Source organism: Alcanivorax sp. NBRC 101098, assembly GCF_001010505.1.
GTDB classification, from domain to species: domain Bacteria; phylum Pseudomonadota; class Gammaproteobacteria; order Pseudomonadales; family Alcanivoracaceae; genus Alcanivorax; species Alcanivorax borkumensis.
Genome location: NZ_AP014613.1, coordinates 1,447,900 through 1,465,916 on the forward strand (window position 1 = coordinate 1,447,900; position 18,017 = coordinate 1,465,916).

At 55.7% G+C, this 18,017-nt stretch carries 18 protein-coding genes; 14 read left to right on the forward strand and 4 right to left on the reverse strand.

Annotated features, from left to right (window positions below):
* Nucleotides 1-99 precede the first annotated feature (99 nt).
* The 5 genes from AS19_RS06570 (at nucleotide 100) to AS19_RS06590 (ending at nucleotide 4,589) form a co-directional block, all read left to right on the forward strand.
* Complete coding sequence (locus tag AS19_RS06570; protein WP_046961853.1) at nucleotides 100-2,241, forward strand: response regulator; 2,142 nt, start codon at nucleotides 100-102, stop codon at nucleotides 2,239-2,241.
* Nucleotides 2,238-2,930 (forward strand): NAD(P)H-binding protein, encoded by a 693-nt coding sequence (locus AS19_RS06575; protein WP_011588527.1) that lies wholly within the window; start codon nucleotides 2,238-2,240, stop codon nucleotides 2,928-2,930. Before AS19_RS06570 ends, AS19_RS06575 begins: the two co-directional genes overlap by 4 nt.
* A 43-nt stretch (nucleotides 2,931-2,973) precedes the next feature.
* Nucleotides 2,974-3,456 carry a ribonuclease E activity regulator RraA gene (gene rraA / locus AS19_RS06580; RefSeq protein ID WP_011588528.1) on the forward strand — a complete coding sequence of 161 codons (483 nt, stop codon included), beginning with the start codon at nucleotides 2,974-2,976 and terminating at the stop codon, nucleotides 3,454-3,456.
* 93 nt (nucleotides 3,457-3,549) lie between these two features.
* Nucleotides 3,550-3,960: a CBS domain-containing protein gene (locus AS19_RS06585; protein ID WP_011588529.1), complete on the forward strand. Its 411-nt coding sequence runs from the start codon at nucleotides 3,550-3,552 to the stop codon at nucleotides 3,958-3,960.
* A 50-nt stretch (nucleotides 3,961-4,010) separates the two neighbouring features.
* Nucleotides 4,011-4,589, forward strand: a complete 579-nt coding sequence (locus AS19_RS06590) for a DUF805 domain-containing protein (protein WP_011588530.1) — start codon at nucleotides 4,011-4,013, stop codon at nucleotides 4,587-4,589.
* Between the two features lie 129 nt (nucleotides 4,590-4,718).
* On the opposite strand, the gene AS19_RS06595 is transcribed toward AS19_RS06590, so the two are convergent.
* Nucleotides 4,719-5,699 (reverse strand): malate dehydrogenase, encoded by a 981-nt coding sequence (locus tag AS19_RS06595; RefSeq protein WP_035458261.1) that lies wholly within the window; start codon nucleotides 5,697-5,699, stop codon nucleotides 4,719-4,721.
* 143 nt (nucleotides 5,700-5,842) lie between these two features.
* Here AS19_RS06595 and AS19_RS06600 point away from each other — a divergent pair, with 143 nt between their 5' ends.
* Nucleotides 5,843-6,931 (forward strand): NAD(P)/FAD-dependent oxidoreductase, encoded by a 1,089-nt coding sequence (locus tag AS19_RS06600; RefSeq protein ID WP_046961854.1) that lies wholly within the window; start codon nucleotides 5,843-5,845, stop codon nucleotides 6,929-6,931.
* Here AS19_RS06600 and AS19_RS06605 read toward each other — a convergent pair.
* On the reverse strand, nucleotides 6,913-7,950 hold the full coding sequence (locus tag AS19_RS06605) for an AraC family transcriptional regulator (RefSeq protein ID WP_231483320.1): 1,038 nt from the start codon (nucleotides 7,948-7,950) through the stop codon (nucleotides 6,913-6,915). The two genes, AS19_RS06600 and AS19_RS06605, sit on opposite strands and share 19 nt — an antisense overlap.
* Before the next feature lie 557 nt (nucleotides 7,951-8,507).
* On the opposite strand from AS19_RS06605, the gene AS19_RS06610 reads away from it, so the two are divergent.
* From AS19_RS06610 to modC, 6 genes are all read left to right on the forward strand, one after another.
* Nucleotides 8,508-10,025, forward strand: a complete 1,518-nt coding sequence (locus tag AS19_RS06610; RefSeq protein WP_046961855.1) for a carboxylesterase/lipase family protein — start codon at nucleotides 8,508-8,510, stop codon at nucleotides 10,023-10,025.
* A gap of 141 nt (nucleotides 10,026-10,166) precedes the next feature.
* Nucleotides 10,167-10,526 carry a BolA family transcriptional regulator gene (locus tag AS19_RS06615; protein ID WP_011588535.1) on the forward strand — a complete coding sequence of 120 codons (360 nt, stop codon included), beginning with the start codon at nucleotides 10,167-10,169 and terminating at the stop codon, nucleotides 10,524-10,526.
* On the forward strand, nucleotides 10,523-11,476 hold the full coding sequence (locus tag AS19_RS06620) for a rhodanese-related sulfurtransferase (RefSeq protein ID WP_046961856.1): 954 nt from the start codon (nucleotides 10,523-10,525) through the stop codon (nucleotides 11,474-11,476). Before AS19_RS06615 ends, AS19_RS06620 begins: the two co-directional genes overlap by 4 nt.
* A gap of 81 nt (nucleotides 11,477-11,557) precedes the next feature.
* Nucleotides 11,558-12,286, forward strand: a complete 729-nt coding sequence (gene modA / locus AS19_RS06625) for a molybdate ABC transporter substrate-binding protein (RefSeq protein WP_046961857.1) — start codon at nucleotides 11,558-11,560, stop codon at nucleotides 12,284-12,286.
* The gene (gene modB, locus AS19_RS06630) at nucleotides 12,276-12,962 is read left to right on the forward strand and encodes a molybdate ABC transporter permease subunit (RefSeq protein WP_035458254.1); all 687 of its coding nucleotides are present in this window, start codon (nucleotides 12,276-12,278) and stop codon (nucleotides 12,960-12,962) included. Before modA ends, modB begins: the two co-directional genes overlap by 11 nt.
* Nucleotides 12,959-14,035 carry a molybdenum ABC transporter ATP-binding protein gene (gene modC / locus AS19_RS06635; RefSeq protein WP_035458253.1) on the forward strand — a complete coding sequence of 359 codons (1,077 nt, stop codon included), beginning with the start codon at nucleotides 12,959-12,961 and terminating at the stop codon, nucleotides 14,033-14,035. The genes modB and modC overlap by 4 nt, the downstream gene beginning before the upstream one ends.
* Here modC and AS19_RS06640 read toward each other — a convergent pair.
* Together AS19_RS06640 and AS19_RS06645 are read right to left on the reverse strand one after the other, a co-directional pair.
* Complete coding sequence (locus AS19_RS06640; RefSeq protein WP_046961858.1) at nucleotides 14,013-15,161, reverse strand: prolipoprotein diacylglyceryl transferase family protein; 1,149 nt, start codon at nucleotides 15,159-15,161, stop codon at nucleotides 14,013-14,015. The two genes, modC and AS19_RS06640, sit on opposite strands and share 23 nt — an antisense overlap.
* 135 nt (nucleotides 15,162-15,296) lie before the next feature.
* Nucleotides 15,297-15,554 carry a hypothetical protein gene (locus tag AS19_RS06645; protein WP_011588541.1) on the reverse strand — a complete coding sequence of 86 codons (258 nt, stop codon included), beginning with the start codon at nucleotides 15,552-15,554 and terminating at the stop codon, nucleotides 15,297-15,299.
* 223 nt (nucleotides 15,555-15,777) lie between these two features.
* Between AS19_RS06645 and AS19_RS06650 the strand changes: the two genes are divergently transcribed.
* Nucleotides 15,778-17,346 carry a GMC oxidoreductase gene (locus tag AS19_RS06650; protein ID WP_046961859.1) on the forward strand — a complete coding sequence of 523 codons (1,569 nt, stop codon included), beginning with the start codon at nucleotides 15,778-15,780 and terminating at the stop codon, nucleotides 17,344-17,346.
* A gap of 27 nt (nucleotides 17,347-17,373) precedes the next feature.
* Nucleotides 17,374-17,958, forward strand: coding sequence for a hypothetical protein (locus tag AS19_RS06655; RefSeq protein ID WP_046961860.1), 585 nt, complete (start codon nucleotides 17,374-17,376; stop codon nucleotides 17,956-17,958).
* Nucleotides 17,959-18,017 lie beyond the last annotated feature (59 nt).

Genomic DNA, 18,017 nt, shown 5'->3' on the forward strand with positions numbered 1-18,017 from the left:
ACCGGTTTTCCCGTTTCTTCGGAACAAAACACAGTGTCATACAAGAAAGATCGAAAGGTTCTTAAACGCGTAGATTATGGGGCCGCCAAGAACTCCTTGATGGGAGTCCTGGCGGCCCTTCTGGTTTATGCAGTTGTCTTTACCTGGGGACAGGTCTACCAGAGCTTCGAACTGGAAGCGCTAATAGGGGGGGGCGCCGTACTGCTCGTTACCGCTTACCGGTTATGGCTGGTGGCCCGTTTTGATGCCCTCCATGGTTCTGGCCCCGCACGTTGGCGACGTTTGTTCGGGGTGGGCCTGTCGCTGCATGCTTTGTTGTGGGGCTTGCTACCAGCCTGGCTAATTTGGCGATTGGGCACCGGCTTTAATTTCTTCGTAGTGATTCTTTATAACGTCGGCGTAACGACGGCCCTAGGCAGCTCCTGGATGGCCGGCTTACGGGTGCGCCAAGCGTATATCGTACTGATGTTTCTGCCGACATTGGCGGTATTACTGTTTGCGGGAAGCGTGCACGATTGGGTTTTGGCGGCATTGATTGGCTCCTATGCATTTTACTTGTTCCGCCTTTACCGCGGGCAGTACGAGACATTCTGGCATGCCATGACCCGTGAGCGGCGGGGCTCTGTGGAGCCTAAAAAGCCGGTGCGCAGTAGTACCGGAGTGCAGCTGAGTTTAGTGTACCGACTGGCCCACGAACTACGCACGCCGATGAATTCGTTGATGGGTATGATGTCGTTGCTAGAAGACACCCGCCTGAATGACGAACAAAAAGACTACCTACAAGTGGCAGGGCAGAGTGGCAAGTTGCTGCTGACTCTGATTGATGACGTTCTGGATTATTCCCGCATTCTTTCCCGCCGCATTACCCTTAACTCTGATTATTTTGACTTTCGGGCAGCGATTGAACAGTCGCTGGAAGCCTTCGGGCCCATGGCCCAGACATCCGGTCTGGAATTGACCTGTGTGATTGACCGGATGTTGCCCAAGCGTATTCGCGGTGATCGTGAGCGGTTGATGCAGGTACTTAATAACCTGTTCAGCAATGCCATCAAATTCAGTGAAAAGGGTGAAATTCGTCTCGATGTGGATTTTACCGTGGAGAGGGAAAACGCTGGTGTGCTCAGGGTGCGGGTTAGCGACGAAGGCGCAGGCATGGACCCGGAAACCTTGCGCCACTTGTTCCAAGATCGCTTTATTGAAGAGGGACAGGACGTCTACAGCAGCCATCATACTGGTTTCGGTTTGCTGGTCTGTAAGGGGCTAATTGATGCTATGGGGGGCACACTGGGCGCAGAAAGCGTGCCTGGCGAAGGCTCTACTTTCTGGTTCACCGTGCCGGTGCAAATGCAGCCGGATATGCGCGAAGCCCAGAGTTTGATACGGGCGCTAGATGGCGCCCAGGCCTTGGTGGTTGGCGCTGCCTCGGGCACGGTTTCGAGTATCCAGGAAGAATTAGAAGCGCTGGGTTGTCAGGCTTCCTCTGCGATGGGGTATGACCATGCACTTCAAGCTTTGCGTGCGGGGCATCGTGAGCAAAGTGACTTTGATGTATTGTTTGTTGATACCTGGTCACGGGGAGAGTTGGCGCTGAATCTATGCCGTAACGTACTTGAAGATCCCTCGCTACGTCCGGTACGTCTTGTGCTTTTGGCCACCATTGAAGAGCGTAGCCATGCGGCAGTGCAACAGCTAATCGATAAACATGATCTGGTGGTGCTGGTACGGCCAGTACATCGCAGCGTATTGCGCCAGGGCTTGGCAAGGTTGATGGGGCTGCAACGGCAAATTCCAGTTGGTGATGCTCCTCTTCAGACGCCGGAAGAGCGGCAGCGCCGCAAACGCTTCCGGCTGATGCTGGTGGAGGACAACGAAGTGAATCAGCTGGTTACCCGGGGCATGCTAAGTAAGTTGGGCTATCAGGTAAAAACCGTGAGCAACGGTGAAACGGCACTGGCGTTGCTGGAACAAGAACCCTTTGATCTGGTGTTGATGGATTGCATGATGCCGGAGATGGATGGCTTTGAAGCAACCCGTCGCCAGCGAGAAATGGAACACAGCAAAGCGAGCCCGCGTACCCCGATTGTTGCGATTACCGCCAATACCGCGGAAGGCGTTCAGGCCCGTTGCCTAGCTGCTGGCATGGATGATTTTCTTGCCAAACCGGTGCATCTTGATGCACTAGAAACAGTATTGCGCCGCTGGCTGCCCGAGCAGCCCGTCAGAGATGAGGATGAACAATGACAAGAAAAGCCTTGCTGCTGGGAGCAACCGGGTTAGTGGGTCGTGATTGCTTAGAAAACCTACTTGCCTGCGATGACTATGAAAAGGTAATTGTGCTGACTCGCCGTCCTTTATCGGTGGAGCATCCCAAGCTAGATGTGCAGCGGGTAGATTTCGATAATATCGAGGCGCACAAGAATAGCTTCCAAGTTGATGATGTTTTTTGTTGTCTGGGCACGACCATGAAAAAAGCCGGTTCGCGACAGGCATTTCGGCATGTGGATCATGACCTTGTGGTGCTGGCCGGCAGCATGGCGAGGCGAGCCAATGTGCAGCGCTTTCTAGTCGTTTCGGCGGTGAGTTCCAATGCTCGCTCGCCGTTTTTCTACTCGCGGGTAAAAGGGCAGATGGAACGCGCGTTGATCAAGCTCGACCTGCCACTGTTGGCCATTCTGCAGCCGTCACTGTTACGCGGCGAGCGTGAAGACAAGCGCCGGGCAGAGGACTGGGGCAATATTTTCAATCGAGTGATTGAGCCACTGACACGCTGGACCGATGCCCACTGGCTCCCCGTGGACAGCGGCAAGGTGGCTGATGCCATGGTTGGTATGGCATTGATGGGGCCAGATACTGGCTTGTACCGATTGCGTTACCGGGATTTTCTGGTGTTTGCCGGCAAGTTCCGCGAGAAAATGAATAAGACAGCCTGAAAGGCTTTGGCTACAACCTGAACAAATAACCGAAGGAGTTAGTATGACCTTTGTGACTTGCGATCTTTGTGATGACAACGCCGATAGCGTTTGCGTGGTAACCGGACTTAACTGGCTCAGCTATGGCGGCCGCGACGCATTTGGTGGCGAAATCGTCACGGTTAAGTGCTTTGAAGACAACAGCCGAGTAAAGGAACACTTGGGCACCGACGGTAAGGGCAAGGTGCTTGTGGTTGATGGTGGTGGCAGCCTGCGCAATGCGTTGATCGGCGATATGATTGCGGAAAATGCGGTGAAAAATGGTTGGGAAGGCGTAATTATTTACGGCGCCTGCCGGGACGTGGACGCGCTAGCCAAGTTGGACATCGGTGTCATCACCCTAGGTTGCGTGCCGATTAAATCGGTTCGTCGTGATGAAGGGCAGCTGAACATTGAGATCACTTTCGGTGGCGTTGTTTTTCGCCCGGGTGAATTCGTTTATGCGGATAATAATGGGATCATCACTGCGCCCAAGGCCTTGGTATAAGGCTTGTCATTGACGATTCTTGGCAGGAACTCTGCTATAAAAGAATAGGGATGAGCCGGCACGACGCCGGCTGCGATCGCACAAGGAATAATTATGCTTAAGTCCATGCGGGTAGCGGAATACATGAGCCGCCGTCTTATCACCTTTTCCCCCGATATGTCCGTCAGTGAAGCCATTCGTACCTTGCTGGAAAATCAAATTTCCGGTGGCCCGGTGGTGAATGAGGCGGGCAGCGTGGTAGGGGTCTTTTCCGAATCTGATTGCCTCAAGGGGGCGCTGGAAGCAAGCTACCACGATACGGAAATTGGTTCGGTAAAAGAATATATGAGCGTGGATCTGCAGACCGTAGAAGGCTCGGATTCTATTCTTGATGTGGCAGAAATTTTCCTTGCGGATCACCGTCGTCGGCTGCCGGTGATGGATAACGGAAAGCTGGTTGGCCAAATCAGCCGCCGGGACTTGCTTCGTGCCATGGAAGACTTTGGGCATCGCCACACACTGTAGTGCTTGATTCAACTTCTTTGAACGCTGTTTGAACTCCGGGGGGAGTCACCATGAACCAACCTTACCAAGCGCCTAAGGCGGATGTTTCTATGGCCGGAAGTCAGGAGACGTATCAGCCCAAGTTTCTATCGCTGTCTGGTCGTATCGGGCGTATGCGGTATTTTGTCTATGCGGCGGGCCTTACGCTGCTTTTCTATTTGGTCATGGGCATTGCTGCAGCACTCGTGATCCCTGGCATTATGAGTGCTGGCCAAAGTGCTATTGGTGTGGGTGCCGTGATAATAGGGTTGATTGTCATGGTGGGGTTTATTGCTTTGATGGTGATGAGCTGGGGCTATATGGTGCGTCGCCTCAATGACATCAACGCCAGCGGTTGGTTGAGCCTGTTAATGCTAGTGCCGATTGCCAACCTAGTGTTGGGCCTGGTGATGTTGTTCAAACGCGGTAGCGAGGGTCGCAATCAGTACGGCGCGGCCCCAGTGAGCAACTCAGGCGGTGTGAAAGCAGCCTTCGTCATTGTGCTGTTGCTGATGGTGGGCTATTTCGGAGTATTGTTCCCGATCACCATGGCAAATTATGCGAATTATTCGCAACAGGCCATGCAGCAGATCGATTATTCCGAATACTGATGACTTGCGTTTGAAATTGAAAAAGGGCCATTGCGGATTCTAAGTCGTATGGACCCTGCTGCCGCTGCGCAGTACAGCGGAAACAAAAAAGGGGCTCTGAAGAGCCCCTTTTTATTGCCTGACTAAACCTTACGGCAGCAGGTGAGAAACAGCATCACGTTCTTCGGCCAGTTCCTGCTCGGTGGCTTGCATTTTGCCACGGGAGAAGTCATTGACCTCTAGGCCCTGAACGATAGTCCAGTCGCCATTCTTGCAGGTGCAAGGGAAGGAGTAGATCAGGCCTTCCTGAATGCCGTAGGAACCATCACTGTAGATGCCCATGGAAACCCAGTCACCTTCGTCGGTGCCCAGTGCCCAGGAACGCATGTGGTCCACGGCAGCGTTAGCAGCAGACGCGGCAGAAGACGCGCCACGGGCCTTAATGATCGCTGCACCACGCTGCTGTACAGTCGGGATGTAGTCGTTTTCATACCAGTCTTGCTCGACCTGATCAATGGCTACTTTGCCATCCACTTCACAGTGATGCAGATCAGGATACTGAGTGGAAGAGTGGTTGCCCCAGATGAGCATCTTCTTCACGTCATTGACGGTTTTGCCCAATTTGTTGGCCAGTTGCGCCATGGCACGGTTGTGGTCTAGGCGGGTCATGGCAGTAAACTGACGGGGATCGATGTCAGGCGCGTTGCGTTGGGCGATCAGGGCATTGGTGTTGGCCGGGTTGCCGACAACAAGAACCTTGATGCCTTTGCTGGCATTGTCGTTGATGGCTTTGCCTTGGGCGGAGAAGATGGCTGCGTTAGCTTCCAGCAGATCTTTACGCTCCATGCCCGGACCACGCGGACGAGCACCAACCAACAGCGCGTAGTCGGCGTCTTTGAAGGCCACGTTGGCATCGTCGGTACCGGTGATACCGGCAACCAGCGGGAATGCGCAATCTTCCAGCTCCATGATGACCCCGTTCAGGGCTTCCAGAGCAGGGGTGATTTCGAGCAATTGCAGAATAACGGGCTGGTCTTTGCCAAGCATGTCGCCGGAAGCGATGCGGAACAGCAGGGAATAGCTGATTTGGCCAGCGGCGCCGGTGACGGCTACGCGTACGGGTGCTTTCATGAACAATCTCCTAGCTTTAATTCGGGAGAACTTATGTGGCTGAAACCGAGAGGACCGCTGAGCAAGGTCAATGGGTCAGGGTCCATGACGGCGCGCATTATAAAGGACCCGACGGCTAATCGCACGGAATCAGAGGTATATATATGAGCAACTGGGATGTGCTGGTTATCGGCGCCGGCCAGGCGGGCTGCGCGGCAGCATGGGATTTGGCCGCAGCGGGCCTGCGTGTGGTGGTTATTTCCCGTGCCCAACCCCGTGCTAAGCCCTGTGCGGGCGGGGTTACCGAAAAGACGCTGGCTCGTTACCGGTTCAGTATTGCATCGGTGGTTCGCGAAACGGTGTCCACCCTAGCGGTGAGCCATACCTCTTCGCCCATTCGCCACCTAAGTGCCCAAGCACGGTTCTGTGTGATGACTGAACGGTCAGAATTGGATGCTCTTTGTCGCGCGAATGCTGAGCAACAGGGCGCCGTGTTCTGCGACACCGCAGGACTACGATCACTTCATCAGGAGGCTAACGGGGTTTCTGTGCAGACCCGGGAAGGTCAGCGCTTCACCGCCCCCTGGCTGGTCGCTGCGGATGGTGCCAACAGCGCTGTGGCGCGGATGCTGGGAGAGCGGCATCTGCGCGGTGCCATGGCCATCGAGGGGTGCGTACCCCGCAAGAACATACGTGATTACCCTCCCATGACGCTGGATTTTGGTGCAATTCGCGGCGGCTATGGCTGGCTGTTTCCCAAGGGGGACCATGTGAACGTGGGGCTCTATGTATGGCGCCATGGGGTGGCAGCGCCGGAGCGTTCCGCTCTGCAGCGTTACAGCCTTGCCCGTTTGAGCGCACAGGCCGAGCAGGTAGCGGGCTATCCTCTGGGGACGTGGCTGCCTAACACCCGGTTGGTTAATGGACGGGTGTTGTTTGTGGGCGATGCGGCAGGGTGCACGGAAGCGTTGCTGGGAGAGGGGATTTACGGCGCGGTACTTAGTGGGCAAATGGCTGCCCAGGCGTTACTGAGCAGTGAGCCGGAAATAGCCTACCCCGCCTCACTAGCAGGCTGGCGTGAAGAACTACACCAAGTCACTCGGCTTGGGCAGCTGTTCTATGGCCTATTACCCATTTCTACACGGCTGCTGCAGAGCCGGTTGGGGGCGACACTGGTTGATGGTTTTGCCCAGGGGCTGACCCTGGGGCAGTGCAAGCGCCAGTGGCGGGGGGCTCAGTTGTCGAAAGGCTGATGGCCTTGATGGCTCCGGTATTGCACCGGTGTGATACTGAACCAGCGTTTGAAGGCGCGATTGAAGGCACTTTGCTCGGAGTAGCCCAGATCTAGCGCGATTTGGTTAACGGAACGTTCACTGTGCAGCAGCCAGTCGCAGGCTAGGCGGCGGCGCTCGTCTTCCAGTAGGCTGGAAAAATCGGTGTTCTCGGCACGCAATTGCCGGCGCAGAGTCCAGGGCTTTATACCGAGCTGATCGGCAATGGGTTCCAGCTGCGGAACGCCCTGTTGCAGGCGATTCTGGATTTCTAAGCGCACCTGTTCCAGTAAATTGTCTCGGGCGTGGTACTGGGTGACGGCGCGTTGCATACGTGAGCGGGCCACCTTGTGAACTTCCGGATCGGCATCGCGCAGGGGCAAATCTAACATGTGGGCGGGTAATACGATGGCGTTTTCTGGCTGACCGAAGCTCACGTTGCAGCGGAAGATACGCTGATATTCAGTCTCATCGCCTTGCGGTGAATGTTTGAAAAGAATCTGCGTTGGGTTCAGTTCCTGGCCAATTAGCCAGCGACCGTAAATGATTGCGGCCGCAAAATTGGCGTCCACTCGTGCTGGATAGGTTGGCAGCGCTTCCAGGTCACTTTCCCACATTAAGCATAGCGTTTTGTCGCCATGATATTCTCGCCACTCGAAGCGCAATTGGGCGTATTCAGTGGTGACTTCCATAAAGGGAATCATCAGCTCTATAGCATCCCCCAGTGTGGCACTGGACATGCTGGCATAACCCAGTTCCCCCATGAAACGCGGGCGAATCCCTTCCCCCATGTGTAGACCGAAAAGGGGGTCGGCGCTGTCGGCAATGGCCTGCGACAGTAACTGATTCTCGATGGCCATGGATATTCGTGACTGGGGGTCTTCTAGATCCTCGTTGCTAATACCAGATGCTACTAGCGCATAGCTCAGGTCCACGCCGGCACGCAGCGCTGCATCCAGCAAATATTCCACCCAGAAAGGGGCGACAGTTTTATGCTTCAAAGAGGAAGCTAGGCTAGCGCACGGCATAGGCTCGCAATTGTTGTTATGGCGTCAGAGGGTCACTAGATAACGAAACGGGGCGCGGCAAGTCAACACTTGCCGAAGGGTTAGGCCTAGATTGATGGCTTATTGAGCGAGTTAGTGAACTTATGGTCTGAACGGCGCAGTGCAGGGAAGGGCGGATGCTCACTGGCGGGCAAATAGCGGGTTGTCTTTGTTCTCCACACGGATGTAGACACCAGAACAGTATTATTGATTTTCCCTAGGGCGCTTCGGTTTTGGTAGTCACTTGCTCGTAACGTTTATTGACGCGTTTGCGATGGCGGTGGTCTTACATAATAGAGGCTTCACTTGGTAGAAATTTCAATGGGTTTTCAACGCTGTGCGCAATGGTCTCAATGAAGGGGGGGCAAGGTTAGGCGACTAATAAGTCGTGGTGGCTCATGTTTTCTAATAATTGAACAGCAAGCTCGGCCTACGCTTTAGTAAGTATTTTGTTAGGGTAATGGCCTTATTTTTCGGTCGGCTAACCGGCGTGTGAACCAGGAGTGAGGACGATGACAGCAATAATTCGTCAGGGGCGTTATCAAGGACTTAGCAGCAAGGGCGTAACGGAGTATCGAGGTATTCCGTTTGCCAAGGCGCCACTGGGTGAGTGGCGCTTTAAAGCCCCTCAACCGCTACCGGACAGCGAAGACTGTGTTAACGCTGACCGTTACCCCCTGGCGTCATTGCAGCCACGCAATCCTATAATGGGAATTCAGGAATCCGGTGAAGATTGCCTTTATCTGAATATCTGGGCCCCTGAAGGTGAGGGCCCGTTTCCGGTGATGGTGTGGTTCCATGGCGGAGGCTATATGGCAGGCTCCACGTCCCAGGCTCTATATAATGGCGCAGAGTTAGCACGCAGCCAAAAAGTGGTAGTGGTTAATGCGGCATACCGTTTGGGCGCCATGGGCTTTGCGGATTTTTCGGCGGTGGCGCCAGAGTTGGATGCCGATACCAATCTGGGCCTGCGCGATCAGTTGGCGGCGCTACAATGGGTACAAGAGAATATTGCCGCTTTTGCTGGCGACGATAAGCAGGTGACGATCTTTGGTGAGTCTGCTGGTGGTTTCAGCGTCTGCTCATTACTGGCCTGCCCGCAGGCTGATGAGTTATTCCAAGCGGCCATTGTGCAGTCAGGGGGAGCGGATTTTGTGCTAGCCCCGGATCAGGTACGCAAGGTCACTAATGCGTTTGTGGCAGCCTTGCCGGGCGACGGCAGCGCCGCCGAAAAGCTGCTCAGTGCGGATAACAAGGGCTGGATTAAGGCCCAAAATGCGGCGTTGAAAGTGTTGGTGGATCGAGGCTTGCGTACCACCACACCTCAATTTGCCATGAACTTCTTGCCCATGGTGGATGGTGACGTGCTGCCGCAATTGCCGGTTGATGCCATCGCTGCAGGCGCTGCTGCCAACAAGCGTGTAATGGCTGGCGTATGTCGTGATGAATTCAACTTCTTCCAGTACGCTGGCGTGCTGGCTGGCACAACCACCATGGACGCCCTGAGGGAAATCAGCGATGAGGAAATTGTGCGCCGATTTGAGCGTGCGCTGCCCGGTAATGGCCGCCGTGCTTTTGATTATTACCAGACAGCGGTGGAGCCGGATGCACGGCGCAGCCGCCTGGACTGGTTAGCGGCTATGGAATCCGATCGTCTGTTTCGGGTGCCCACAGTGCGCCTACTTGATGCCCAGAGCCAGCATGCTCAGTGCTGGGGGTTTCAGTTTACCTGGCCCAGCGAGCCCTTCGGTGTGCCACTGGGGGCCTGCCATGTGGTGGACGTGCCCTTTGTCTTCGGTGTGACAGATACCCCAGCGGGAATGTACTTCACCGGAGGTACGAGTGAAGCGCGGGCGCTGTCTCATCAGGTGCAGGCAGCGTGGGGCACTTTTGCGCGGGGCGATGCGCCAGGCTGGAATGCTTGGCAATCGGACCGTCAGGTGTGCCAGCTGGGCCCGGGTGAGACCATGGCTTCCTTGTTGGATGAAAGTGGCGAACAGCTCTGGCGAGACATCATCCCGGTGGTTTGAACCGGATTTCCACTACCACACAAAACCCGTAGAATACGCCCCCCGTAGGGGGCGTTACGCCTTACGCACAGCTGATATAATCTCCCTATCCGCAGTACTTTCTGCAGTGCTTTTCTGAAACGGTTCCGGCCGAGGTGGACTATGAGTGTAGCGACATTGATCGAGCGCAAGGTTTTCGAGGCGGTGCCTGTGGCACATTTCGCCCTGGAAAATGAAAGCCACAAGCACAGCGTGCCGCCAAACTCGGAAACCCACTTCAAGCTGGTGCTGGTGAGCGAGGTGTTTGCCGGCATGATGCCGGTGCGTCGCCATCAGATGCTCTACAAAATTCTTGCTGAAGAGTTGGAGGGGCCTGTGCATGCGCTGGCATTGCACACCCATACGCCGGCGGAATGGCAGGCCAAGGGGGGCGAGATTTTGGCGTCACCGGACTGCCTGGGTGGCAGTAAACATGACCCGCAATTCAGCAAGGGAGAATCAACGTTGGGAGAGAAGTCGTGAGTACCCAGCATCGGGTGGAAACCCCACATAGTATTGTGGTGGCGGCGTTGTACAAATTTGTTCGGCTGTCTGGGTTCGAGCAATTGCAACAGCCGCTGCTGGATCTGATGCACGCTAACGATGTGCGCGGCACTTTGCTTCTGGCCCATGAGGGCATTAACGGCACAGTTTCCGGCCCCCGTGCCGGGGTGGATGCGGTGTTGAACTGGCTCAAGAGCGACGAACGCCTGGCGACGCTGGAGCATAAGGAGTCTTTCCACGACGAGCATCCATTTTTGCGTACCAAGGTGAAGCTAAAGAAAGAGATCGTCACCATGGGGGTGGAAGGTATTGACCCTACCCGCACCGTGGGCACCTACCTGTCACCGCAGGAGTGGAATGAAATTATTGCTGATCCGGACACGGTGTTGATCGACACCCGCAATGATTATGAAGTGGAAGTCGGTACCTTCAAAGGCGCCATTAACCCCGAGACGCGCACCTTCCGGGAGTTCCCAGAATACGTTAAGCAAACCTTGGATCCGCAAAAGCACAAAAAAGTGGCTATGTTTTGTACCGGCGGCATACGTTGCGAGAAGTCCACGGCTTATCTGAAAGAGCAAGGCTTTGATGAGGTGTACCACCTGAAAGGTGGCATTCTCAAATATCTGGAAGAGATGCCTAAGGAAGACTCTCTATGGGAAGGAGAGTGTTTTGTCTTTGATGAGCGAGTGACGGTGGATCATGACCTGAATCCTGGCGAATTTGATCAATGTCACGCCTGTCGTCGACCTATTAGCGATGAGGACAAGCGCTCAGCGCAGTTCCAGCTGGGGGTTTCCTGCCCGAAATGTTTTGATGAATCCTCACCGGAGCAAAAACAGCGCTTTGCGGAGCGGCAGAAGCAGATTGAGCTGGCCCGCGCCCGTGGCCGCCAGCACCGCGGCCAGAACCCCCGCAAATCCTCCTGACAGGGCCATCGTGCTGACTTAGACTGGACGATTCCCGGTGTATCGTTCCAGCGTAGCCTCAATATAGTCGCGGTGTAGCCCATGCGGATTTTGGTTGTTGTTTTGATGAGCGTGCTCAGCGTGCCGGTGGCAGCTGGCACCGCTCAGGTGGCGGTGGCGACTAATTTCGCACACACACTGAAACGTCTGATTCCCTTATACGCGCTGCGCCATCCGGATGACCGGATTGGCGTGACGGTGGCGTCCACCGGCAAACTGGCGGCACAAATTCGCCAAGGCGCGCCCTACGATATCCTCCTCGCCGCGGACCAGCGTCGCCCTGAAGAACTGGCTGCGGACGGTTTTCTGGATTCTGCCTCCATTCGCACTTATGCCCTGGGTACTTTGGTGTTGTGGACACCCACTCGGGGCGTTTCGCTTGCCCCAGAGAACTTGCGCCAGGGCCATGTTCAGCCACTGGCCCTGGCCAATGCCCGCACGGCACCTTACGGGGTGGCGGCGGAATCGGCACTGCTGCATGTGAAACTGCCCCAGGGAGTGAAACGAGTTACCGCTGAAAACGTAGGCCAGAGCTATCATTTTGCCCACAGTGGTGCTGCCGCCGCAGCCTTTGTGGCATGGAGCCAAGTACAGCAGCAGGGCGGTAGCCAGTGGCGAGTGCCGGCGCATTGGTACGCGCCGATTGTTCAGCAGGGGGGGCTGCTAGGCAAGAATGATACTGCGCAGCGGTTTTATGATTTCCTTTTCAGCCCTCAAGCCCGAGCCTTAATTGAACAGGCAGGTTATCAGGTGCCCGATGATGCTTTCTGAGGGTGATTGGCTGGCGTTGAGTGTCAGTGTTCAGTTGGCGTTGCTGACCACGGTTATCCTGATCGTGATTTGCACACCGCTGGCCTGGTGGCTAGCGCGTCGCCGTTTGCCCGGCCAAGCATTGCTGGAGGCCGTGTTGGCGCTACCTTTGGTATTGCCCCCCTCGGTGTTGGGATTTTATTTGTTGATCGGATTGGGGCCGAATGGGCCTGGGGGCTGGTTGGCTAATGTGGTTGAACAACGCTCGCTGGCCTTCACTTTTACCGGGCTGGTGGTGGGGTCGGTGGTGTATTCCTTGCCCTTTGTTCTGCAGCCGCTAAAGAATGCGTTTTCCGCTATCGACTCCAAACAGTTGGATATGGCTGCAGTGACGGGTGCCGGGCCACGGGATCGATTCCTCTCTCTGGTATTGCCCCAGTGCCGGGAAGGGTATGTCTCTGCGGCGATTCTGGGCTTCGCCCATACCTTAGGCGAGTTTGGTGTGGTGCTGATGATTGGTGGCAGCCTGTCCGGACAAACCCGGGTAGCCTCGGTGGCGCTGTATGAGCATGTGGAAGCGGGGGATTATGTTAGTGCTCATCGGCTTGCCGCGGTTCTGCTTGGCCTGTCGTTGTTGCTGCTGTGGGGGCTGTTCCGCTGGCAGCGTGGCCGTTCCGGCCCAGGAGCCATGCCATGAGTCTGGCGTTGTCGATACGCGGGCGGCGTGGTGCTTTCCAGCTGCAAGTGGATGCCACCCTGCAACCCGAGGGGGTTACCGTGCTGTTCGGCGCTTCCGGTGCAGGCAAGAGTTCGTTGCTGCGCATGGTGGCAGGGCTAGACCCATGCGAAGGCACGATCCGTTTTTCCGATCAGCTGTGGCGGTCTTCGGGGCTGTCGTCTGAGCGTAAAAACGATGTGGATTTGGCGGTTTGGCAGCGGCCCATCGGCATGATGTTTCAGCAACCCACGCTGTTTCACCACCTTACCGTGCAGGGCAATCTGAACTATGTGGCGCGGCGGCGGCGCAGCCCTATTGGGCAGGTGGAACAGGTGATCAAACAGACCGGTATTGCGCCGTTGCTGTCGCGTCGCGTGGACGGTTTGTCTGGCGGAGAGAGCCAGCGAGTGGCACTTGCCCGGGCTTTGTTGGGCACACCCCGGTTGTTGCTTCTGGACGAGCCGCTCTCGGCTCTCGGGGAGGAGCACAAGCAGGGATTACTGGATCTGATTGCCTTGGCGGCGCAAACGGTGCCGGTGCTGTATGTCACACATAATATGGATGAGCTGCTACGTCTGGCAGACCAGGTCTGGCTGATGGAGCAGGGCCGGGTGGTTGCTCAGGGGCCGGTCGGCCAGGAGCTGTCACGGCTGGATGGTGTGTTGGCTCAACGCGCGGATGCAACCGCTTTACTGGCTGGCGAGGTGGGGAGCTATGTCAGAGAAGATCACTTACAGGGCATAAGAGTGGGTAGCCACACCCTGTGGCTACCTGGTCTCCAGCGGCTGACTCCTGGCGAGCCGGTGCGGCTGCGGATTGCTGCCCGAGATGTAAGCCTGTGCCTTAGCGCGCCCAACGACAGCAGCATCCTCAATATATTGCCTGCTCAGGTGGTTGGCCTGCGCGATGTGGGTCCTGGGCAATGCCTGGTCCAACTTCGCCTGGCTGGCCAGTGTATTTTGGCGCGTATTTCCGGTCGCTCTGCACGTCAGCTTTCGCTGTTTCCTGGCACCGATCTTTATGCACAGATCAAAGCCGTGGCACTGGTGTAGTGGCGCCTGGGGGGCTGTTGCGCTGCGCGGGCTTAGCACAATGTTTATGCTTTTGCTCGCAACCCGCCTGGCTCCGCCAGTCGGCCGCTAGGCCGAAGCGAAGCTCCCCGGTGGTAATGGTGCTGGTGCCGGAGAAGAAGAACATGATTACCGTGATCAATTGCAGAGCCAAGATCACCCCCGGCGACCACAAGCTGGCCAGCCCCATGGCGAGTAGAGGCTGCAAATCGCCATGGCTAGGCAGTGCAATGCTAATGGCCACCCCGTACAGGGCGGCCAGTAAAGCCATCAGCTGGTACACCGAGAACAGGGTACTGCCACCGCGATAATCCGCCCGCAACGTTTCTGAATAGACTCGCCACAGTTGGCTACCCACCAGACTCAAAGCAAAAGCCAGCGCAAATAGCTGGTGAAAAAACAGGGCACAGCAAAATAAAGCCAATGCGGTATAAATCACGCAGGTCACCGCTTGTATGGGGATCACTTTGACGGCTTCCATTTCGCCTGCAAACGCAATTTTCTTGGTTTTGCCGATGAAGACATGATTCAGCGTAGCAAACATGCGCTGAGCCCAGAGTGGTGCATCGTGTAATGCTTTTCCGTAGCAACAGCCGAAACTGATGCAGGCCAGCCGCCCGATACCTTCCCCCATTACATAGGCAATGGACATCGCGGCAAGCATGGGCAGGGTGGGTAGTGGCGTATCCCACCAATGTTGGCTGGCCTTGTCGGCAAGCCAGAGAAAAATGGGCGCAATAATGATGCCGACAAAACTGGCGCCACCAACGGTAAAACCGTGACGGTTTTTCTCTACTAGGGTGGCGATAATTTTCGCCGCCGGGAGGCAGATGATGAGAACGCCTAGGGTGAGAGCAAGGCTGGTTACCAACGACACACCGGCAGAGGCCGTTAACAGGATGAACGTGGCGACACCGAGGCCTCCGGCCAAGCCAGTAAACAAGCCGTAGAAAGTCAGGTTAAGCCCTTGCCAAGAACCATCGTGGTTTTTCTTCAGTGGTAGTGAAGCAACAAACTGCCAACGTTCCTCCGGTAAATGACGAAACAGTAGGCGAAACCCAAGCCCGAACAGCAGGGCACAGACAAGCAAAAACAGATCCGCAGCCATTAGCTAGCTCCTTCGACGGTTTTGGCCAACACTGCGGGTATAAGGGGGCGAAGGAATGACAGAGCGATGACGCTTCAGTGACAGCGATGCGGGTGTGTAAAAGAGAGGAAGAAAGGGCAATATAAAGGAGGCTAATCAGTCACGGTTACGCAGAAAACTCTCAGCGGCCTGAACGATTAATTCGGTGACAGAGCGGTCTTCCATCAATGCCTGCATTTTTAAGCGTTTATGAAGATCGGCAGGAATGTCGGCAGTCAGGCGGCGGTAACCTTCACGAACGGCACCCTGACGCGGTGTTCTCTGGCGCGACGCGCTGGTCACTTTTGGGGGGGTAGCAGCTCGCTTACGCGGGCGGGCTTTCTCTTCGAGAGTAACGAAATCAATCTGTTCCATGGGGGCTGCTGTGGGCCGGCAAAGATGCCGATCAGGGTACTGGAAAGTGCTGTAAATAGACAGGATTGGTACTTAAATTTATAGTGCAAAAAATAGTACAAAAGATGATTGCAATGTTTGTATGACCACGGGGCCTCTGCAAAACACGATGCATGCTAAGCATGGCAGAGATCTTGTAATGGGGGCAGAGGGCAGGTTCAAAAAATAAAACACTGGGGACAACATGGAAAACGTGGATGTGCTGGTCATCGGCAGTGGTTTCGGGGGCGCTGTAATGGCATGTCGGTTAGCAGAGAAGGGCCGTAAGGTTGTCGTGCTGGAGCGGGGACGACGCTGGCTGCCTAGTGATTACCCCTCTGTTTCACAGAAAAACTGGTTCTGGGATGAAGCGGAACCGGAAAAACAAAATGGATGGGTCGATTTCCGCAATTTCGGCGATATGAGCATTGCCATGGGCGCAGGCGTTGGCGGTGGGTCGTTGATCTATGCCAATGTAAGCATTGAGGCTAAACCAGAAGCGTTCGACCACGGTTGGCCGCAAGCGATTAATTATGCCACCTTGAAGCCTTACTATGACATCACTGGAGTGATGCTCAATGTTCAGACCTTGCCCGCCAGCCAGTGGACGCCCCGAACCCATTTGATGAAAGAGGCGGCAGATGCGGTAGGTGCGGGGGATCGATTCACGGTGCTGCCCCAGGCAATTACATTCGATCCGGATTGGCGAGCGGAAAACGACGACTCTTTCGATTATCGCCACAGTAAGATGTGGGTAAATGCCCAGGGAAAGCAGCAGGGTACTTGCACCCATTGTGGCAATTGTGATTTGGGGTGTCCGGTTAAGGCCAAAAACACCTTGGATCTTAATTATCTGGCAGCGGCAGAAAGCGCTGGTGCGCAGATCCGTCCATTGCATCACGTGCGTACCATTCGCCCGCTGGCGTCAGGAGGTTTTGAGGTGCGCGCCATGGATCTGGACGCGCGTGGCTGGCGAGTCTTTAAGGCCAATAAAGTGATTGTGGCCGCTGGCTCCCTGGGCTCCACTGAACTGTTGCTGCGTTGTCGAGATCAATACAAAACGCTACCAAAGTTAAGCCGTAAACTGGGGCATAACTGGAGCAGTAACGGCGACTTTGCCACGGCGGCGTTCTACGATGATCGACAGATTTCACCCACCCGGGGGCCAACCATCACCAGTGCTATCGATTACTTGGATGGATCGGATAACGGTGCCCGTTATTTTGTAGAAGACGGCGGTCTTCCGGATATTCTTGGAAGCTGGCTGGAGCGATTGGGCAAACAGCCTCGCTTTAGTAGCACACGGTTAGGAGCCGCGATGCTCAAGTATGGCGATAGCAGTAACCCCTTTGGGAAAATGATGCCCTGGTTTGGTCAGGCCATGGATGAACCGGGCGGTACTTTTTCCTTGGGGCGGCGTTGGTATTGGCCCTGGAAGCGTGAGCACCTGAAACTGCGTTGGGACTACCGCAAGGCAGAAAAAGCCGTGCAAGGCCTGGCCGATCGCCATTTAGCGCTAACGGCGGCCACTGGCGGTAGCCCGATGGCTCCAGTCACCTGGAGCTGGTTCAAGAATTTGGTTACCCCGCACCCTCTGGGCGGCTGCAATATGGCGGACTCTGTGGAACAGGGGGTGGTGAATCATGCCGGGGAAGTGTTCAATTACCCTGATCTCTATGTGATAGATGGCGCCATGGTGCCGCGGGCACTGGGCTTAAACCCGTCCCGGACCATCGCAGCACTGGCGGAATATTGTGCGGCTCAGATGGACTAAATTCCCAGAGAGGAGTAACGCAGAAGCATGAGTGATGCCCGTTTCCATATCGTGTTTTCCGGGAAGTTGGTCGGCGGCGCCGATTTATCCACGGTGAAGAGTAACCTGGCACGGTTGTTCAAAATGGATAATGCTCGGGTGGAGAGGTTGTTTTCGGCTCAGCCGGTGGTGATCAAGAAAAACACCGATCAGGCTACCGCCATGAAGTTTCGGGCGCTTATGAAGCAAGCGGGCGCTGAATGCGAAATCAGGCCGGTGGCTGTGCAGTCAGCTCCCGAATTGGCAGCAGCACCGGTGCCTTCGTCGGGAATGCCGGCCACATCGGTTGAGTCCTACCGGTCAGCCGGTGAGGCCCGTATCCCAAGTGCGGGCTCAGGCGGCTTGGAGACAGTAGGAACCATTCGTACCGGAGGTACCGGTTTTTCAGGTGCCTTTTCGGTAGCAGATGTGGGGGAAAACTTGAATAACGCGGAACATGCGCCGCCTCCACCGGCACCGGATGTCAGTCATTTGAGTATGGCGCCGCCAGGGGAAAGGCTGGGGCAGCCAACTGGCGTGGCGCCTCCGGCGCAACCCGACATCCGTCATCTGTCACTCAAAGACAACGAGTGACACGCAATGCCAGGATTCGCCTCGCATTGCGAGGGCGCTAACGTTGCCGGCAAGTTGAC

What these genes read in the sequence shown, in the direction of transcription:
- AS19_RS06570 (WP_046961853.1), top strand. Translation starts at nt 100, where the DNA reads ATGGGAGTCCTGGCGGCCCTTCTGGTTTATGCAGTTGTCTTTACCTGG.
- AS19_RS06575 (WP_011588527.1), top strand. Translation starts at nt 2,238, where the DNA reads ATGACAAGAAAAGCCTTGCTGCTGGGAGCAACCGGGTTAGTGGGTCGT.
- rraA (WP_011588528.1), top strand. Translation starts at nt 2,974, where the DNA reads ATGACCTTTGTGACTTGCGATCTTTGTGATGACAACGCCGATAGCGTT.
- AS19_RS06585 (WP_011588529.1), top strand. Translation starts at nt 3,550, where the DNA reads ATGCTTAAGTCCATGCGGGTAGCGGAATACATGAGCCGCCGTCTTATC.
- AS19_RS06590 (WP_011588530.1), top strand. Translation starts at nt 4,011, where the DNA reads ATGAACCAACCTTACCAAGCGCCTAAGGCGGATGTTTCTATGGCCGGA.
- AS19_RS06595 (WP_035458261.1), bottom strand. Translation starts at nt 5,699, where the DNA reads ATGAAAGCACCCGTACGCGTAGCCGTCACCGGCGCCGCTGGCCAAATC.
- AS19_RS06600 (WP_046961854.1), top strand. Translation starts at nt 5,843, where the DNA reads ATGAGCAACTGGGATGTGCTGGTTATCGGCGCCGGCCAGGCGGGCTGC.
- AS19_RS06610 (WP_046961855.1), top strand. Translation starts at nt 8,508, where the DNA reads ATGACAGCAATAATTCGTCAGGGGCGTTATCAAGGACTTAGCAGCAAG.
- AS19_RS06615 (WP_011588535.1), top strand. Translation starts at nt 10,167, where the DNA reads ATGAGTGTAGCGACATTGATCGAGCGCAAGGTTTTCGAGGCGGTGCCT.
- modA (WP_046961857.1), top strand. Translation starts at nt 11,558, where the DNA reads ATGCGGATTTTGGTTGTTGTTTTGATGAGCGTGCTCAGCGTGCCGGTG.
- modB (WP_035458254.1), top strand. Translation starts at nt 12,276, where the DNA reads ATGCTTTCTGAGGGTGATTGGCTGGCGTTGAGTGTCAGTGTTCAGTTG.
- modC (WP_035458253.1), top strand. Translation starts at nt 12,959, where the DNA reads ATGAGTCTGGCGTTGTCGATACGCGGGCGGCGTGGTGCTTTCCAGCTG.
- AS19_RS06640 (WP_046961858.1), bottom strand. Translation starts at nt 15,161, where the DNA reads ATGGCTGCGGATCTGTTTTTGCTTGTCTGTGCCCTGCTGTTCGGGCTT.
- AS19_RS06645 (WP_011588541.1), bottom strand. Translation starts at nt 15,554, where the DNA reads ATGGAACAGATTGATTTCGTTACTCTCGAAGAGAAAGCCCGCCCGCGT.
- AS19_RS06650 (WP_046961859.1), top strand. Translation starts at nt 15,778, where the DNA reads ATGGAAAACGTGGATGTGCTGGTCATCGGCAGTGGTTTCGGGGGCGCT.
- AS19_RS06655 (WP_046961860.1), top strand. Translation starts at nt 17,374, where the DNA reads ATGAGTGATGCCCGTTTCCATATCGTGTTTTCCGGGAAGTTGGTCGGC.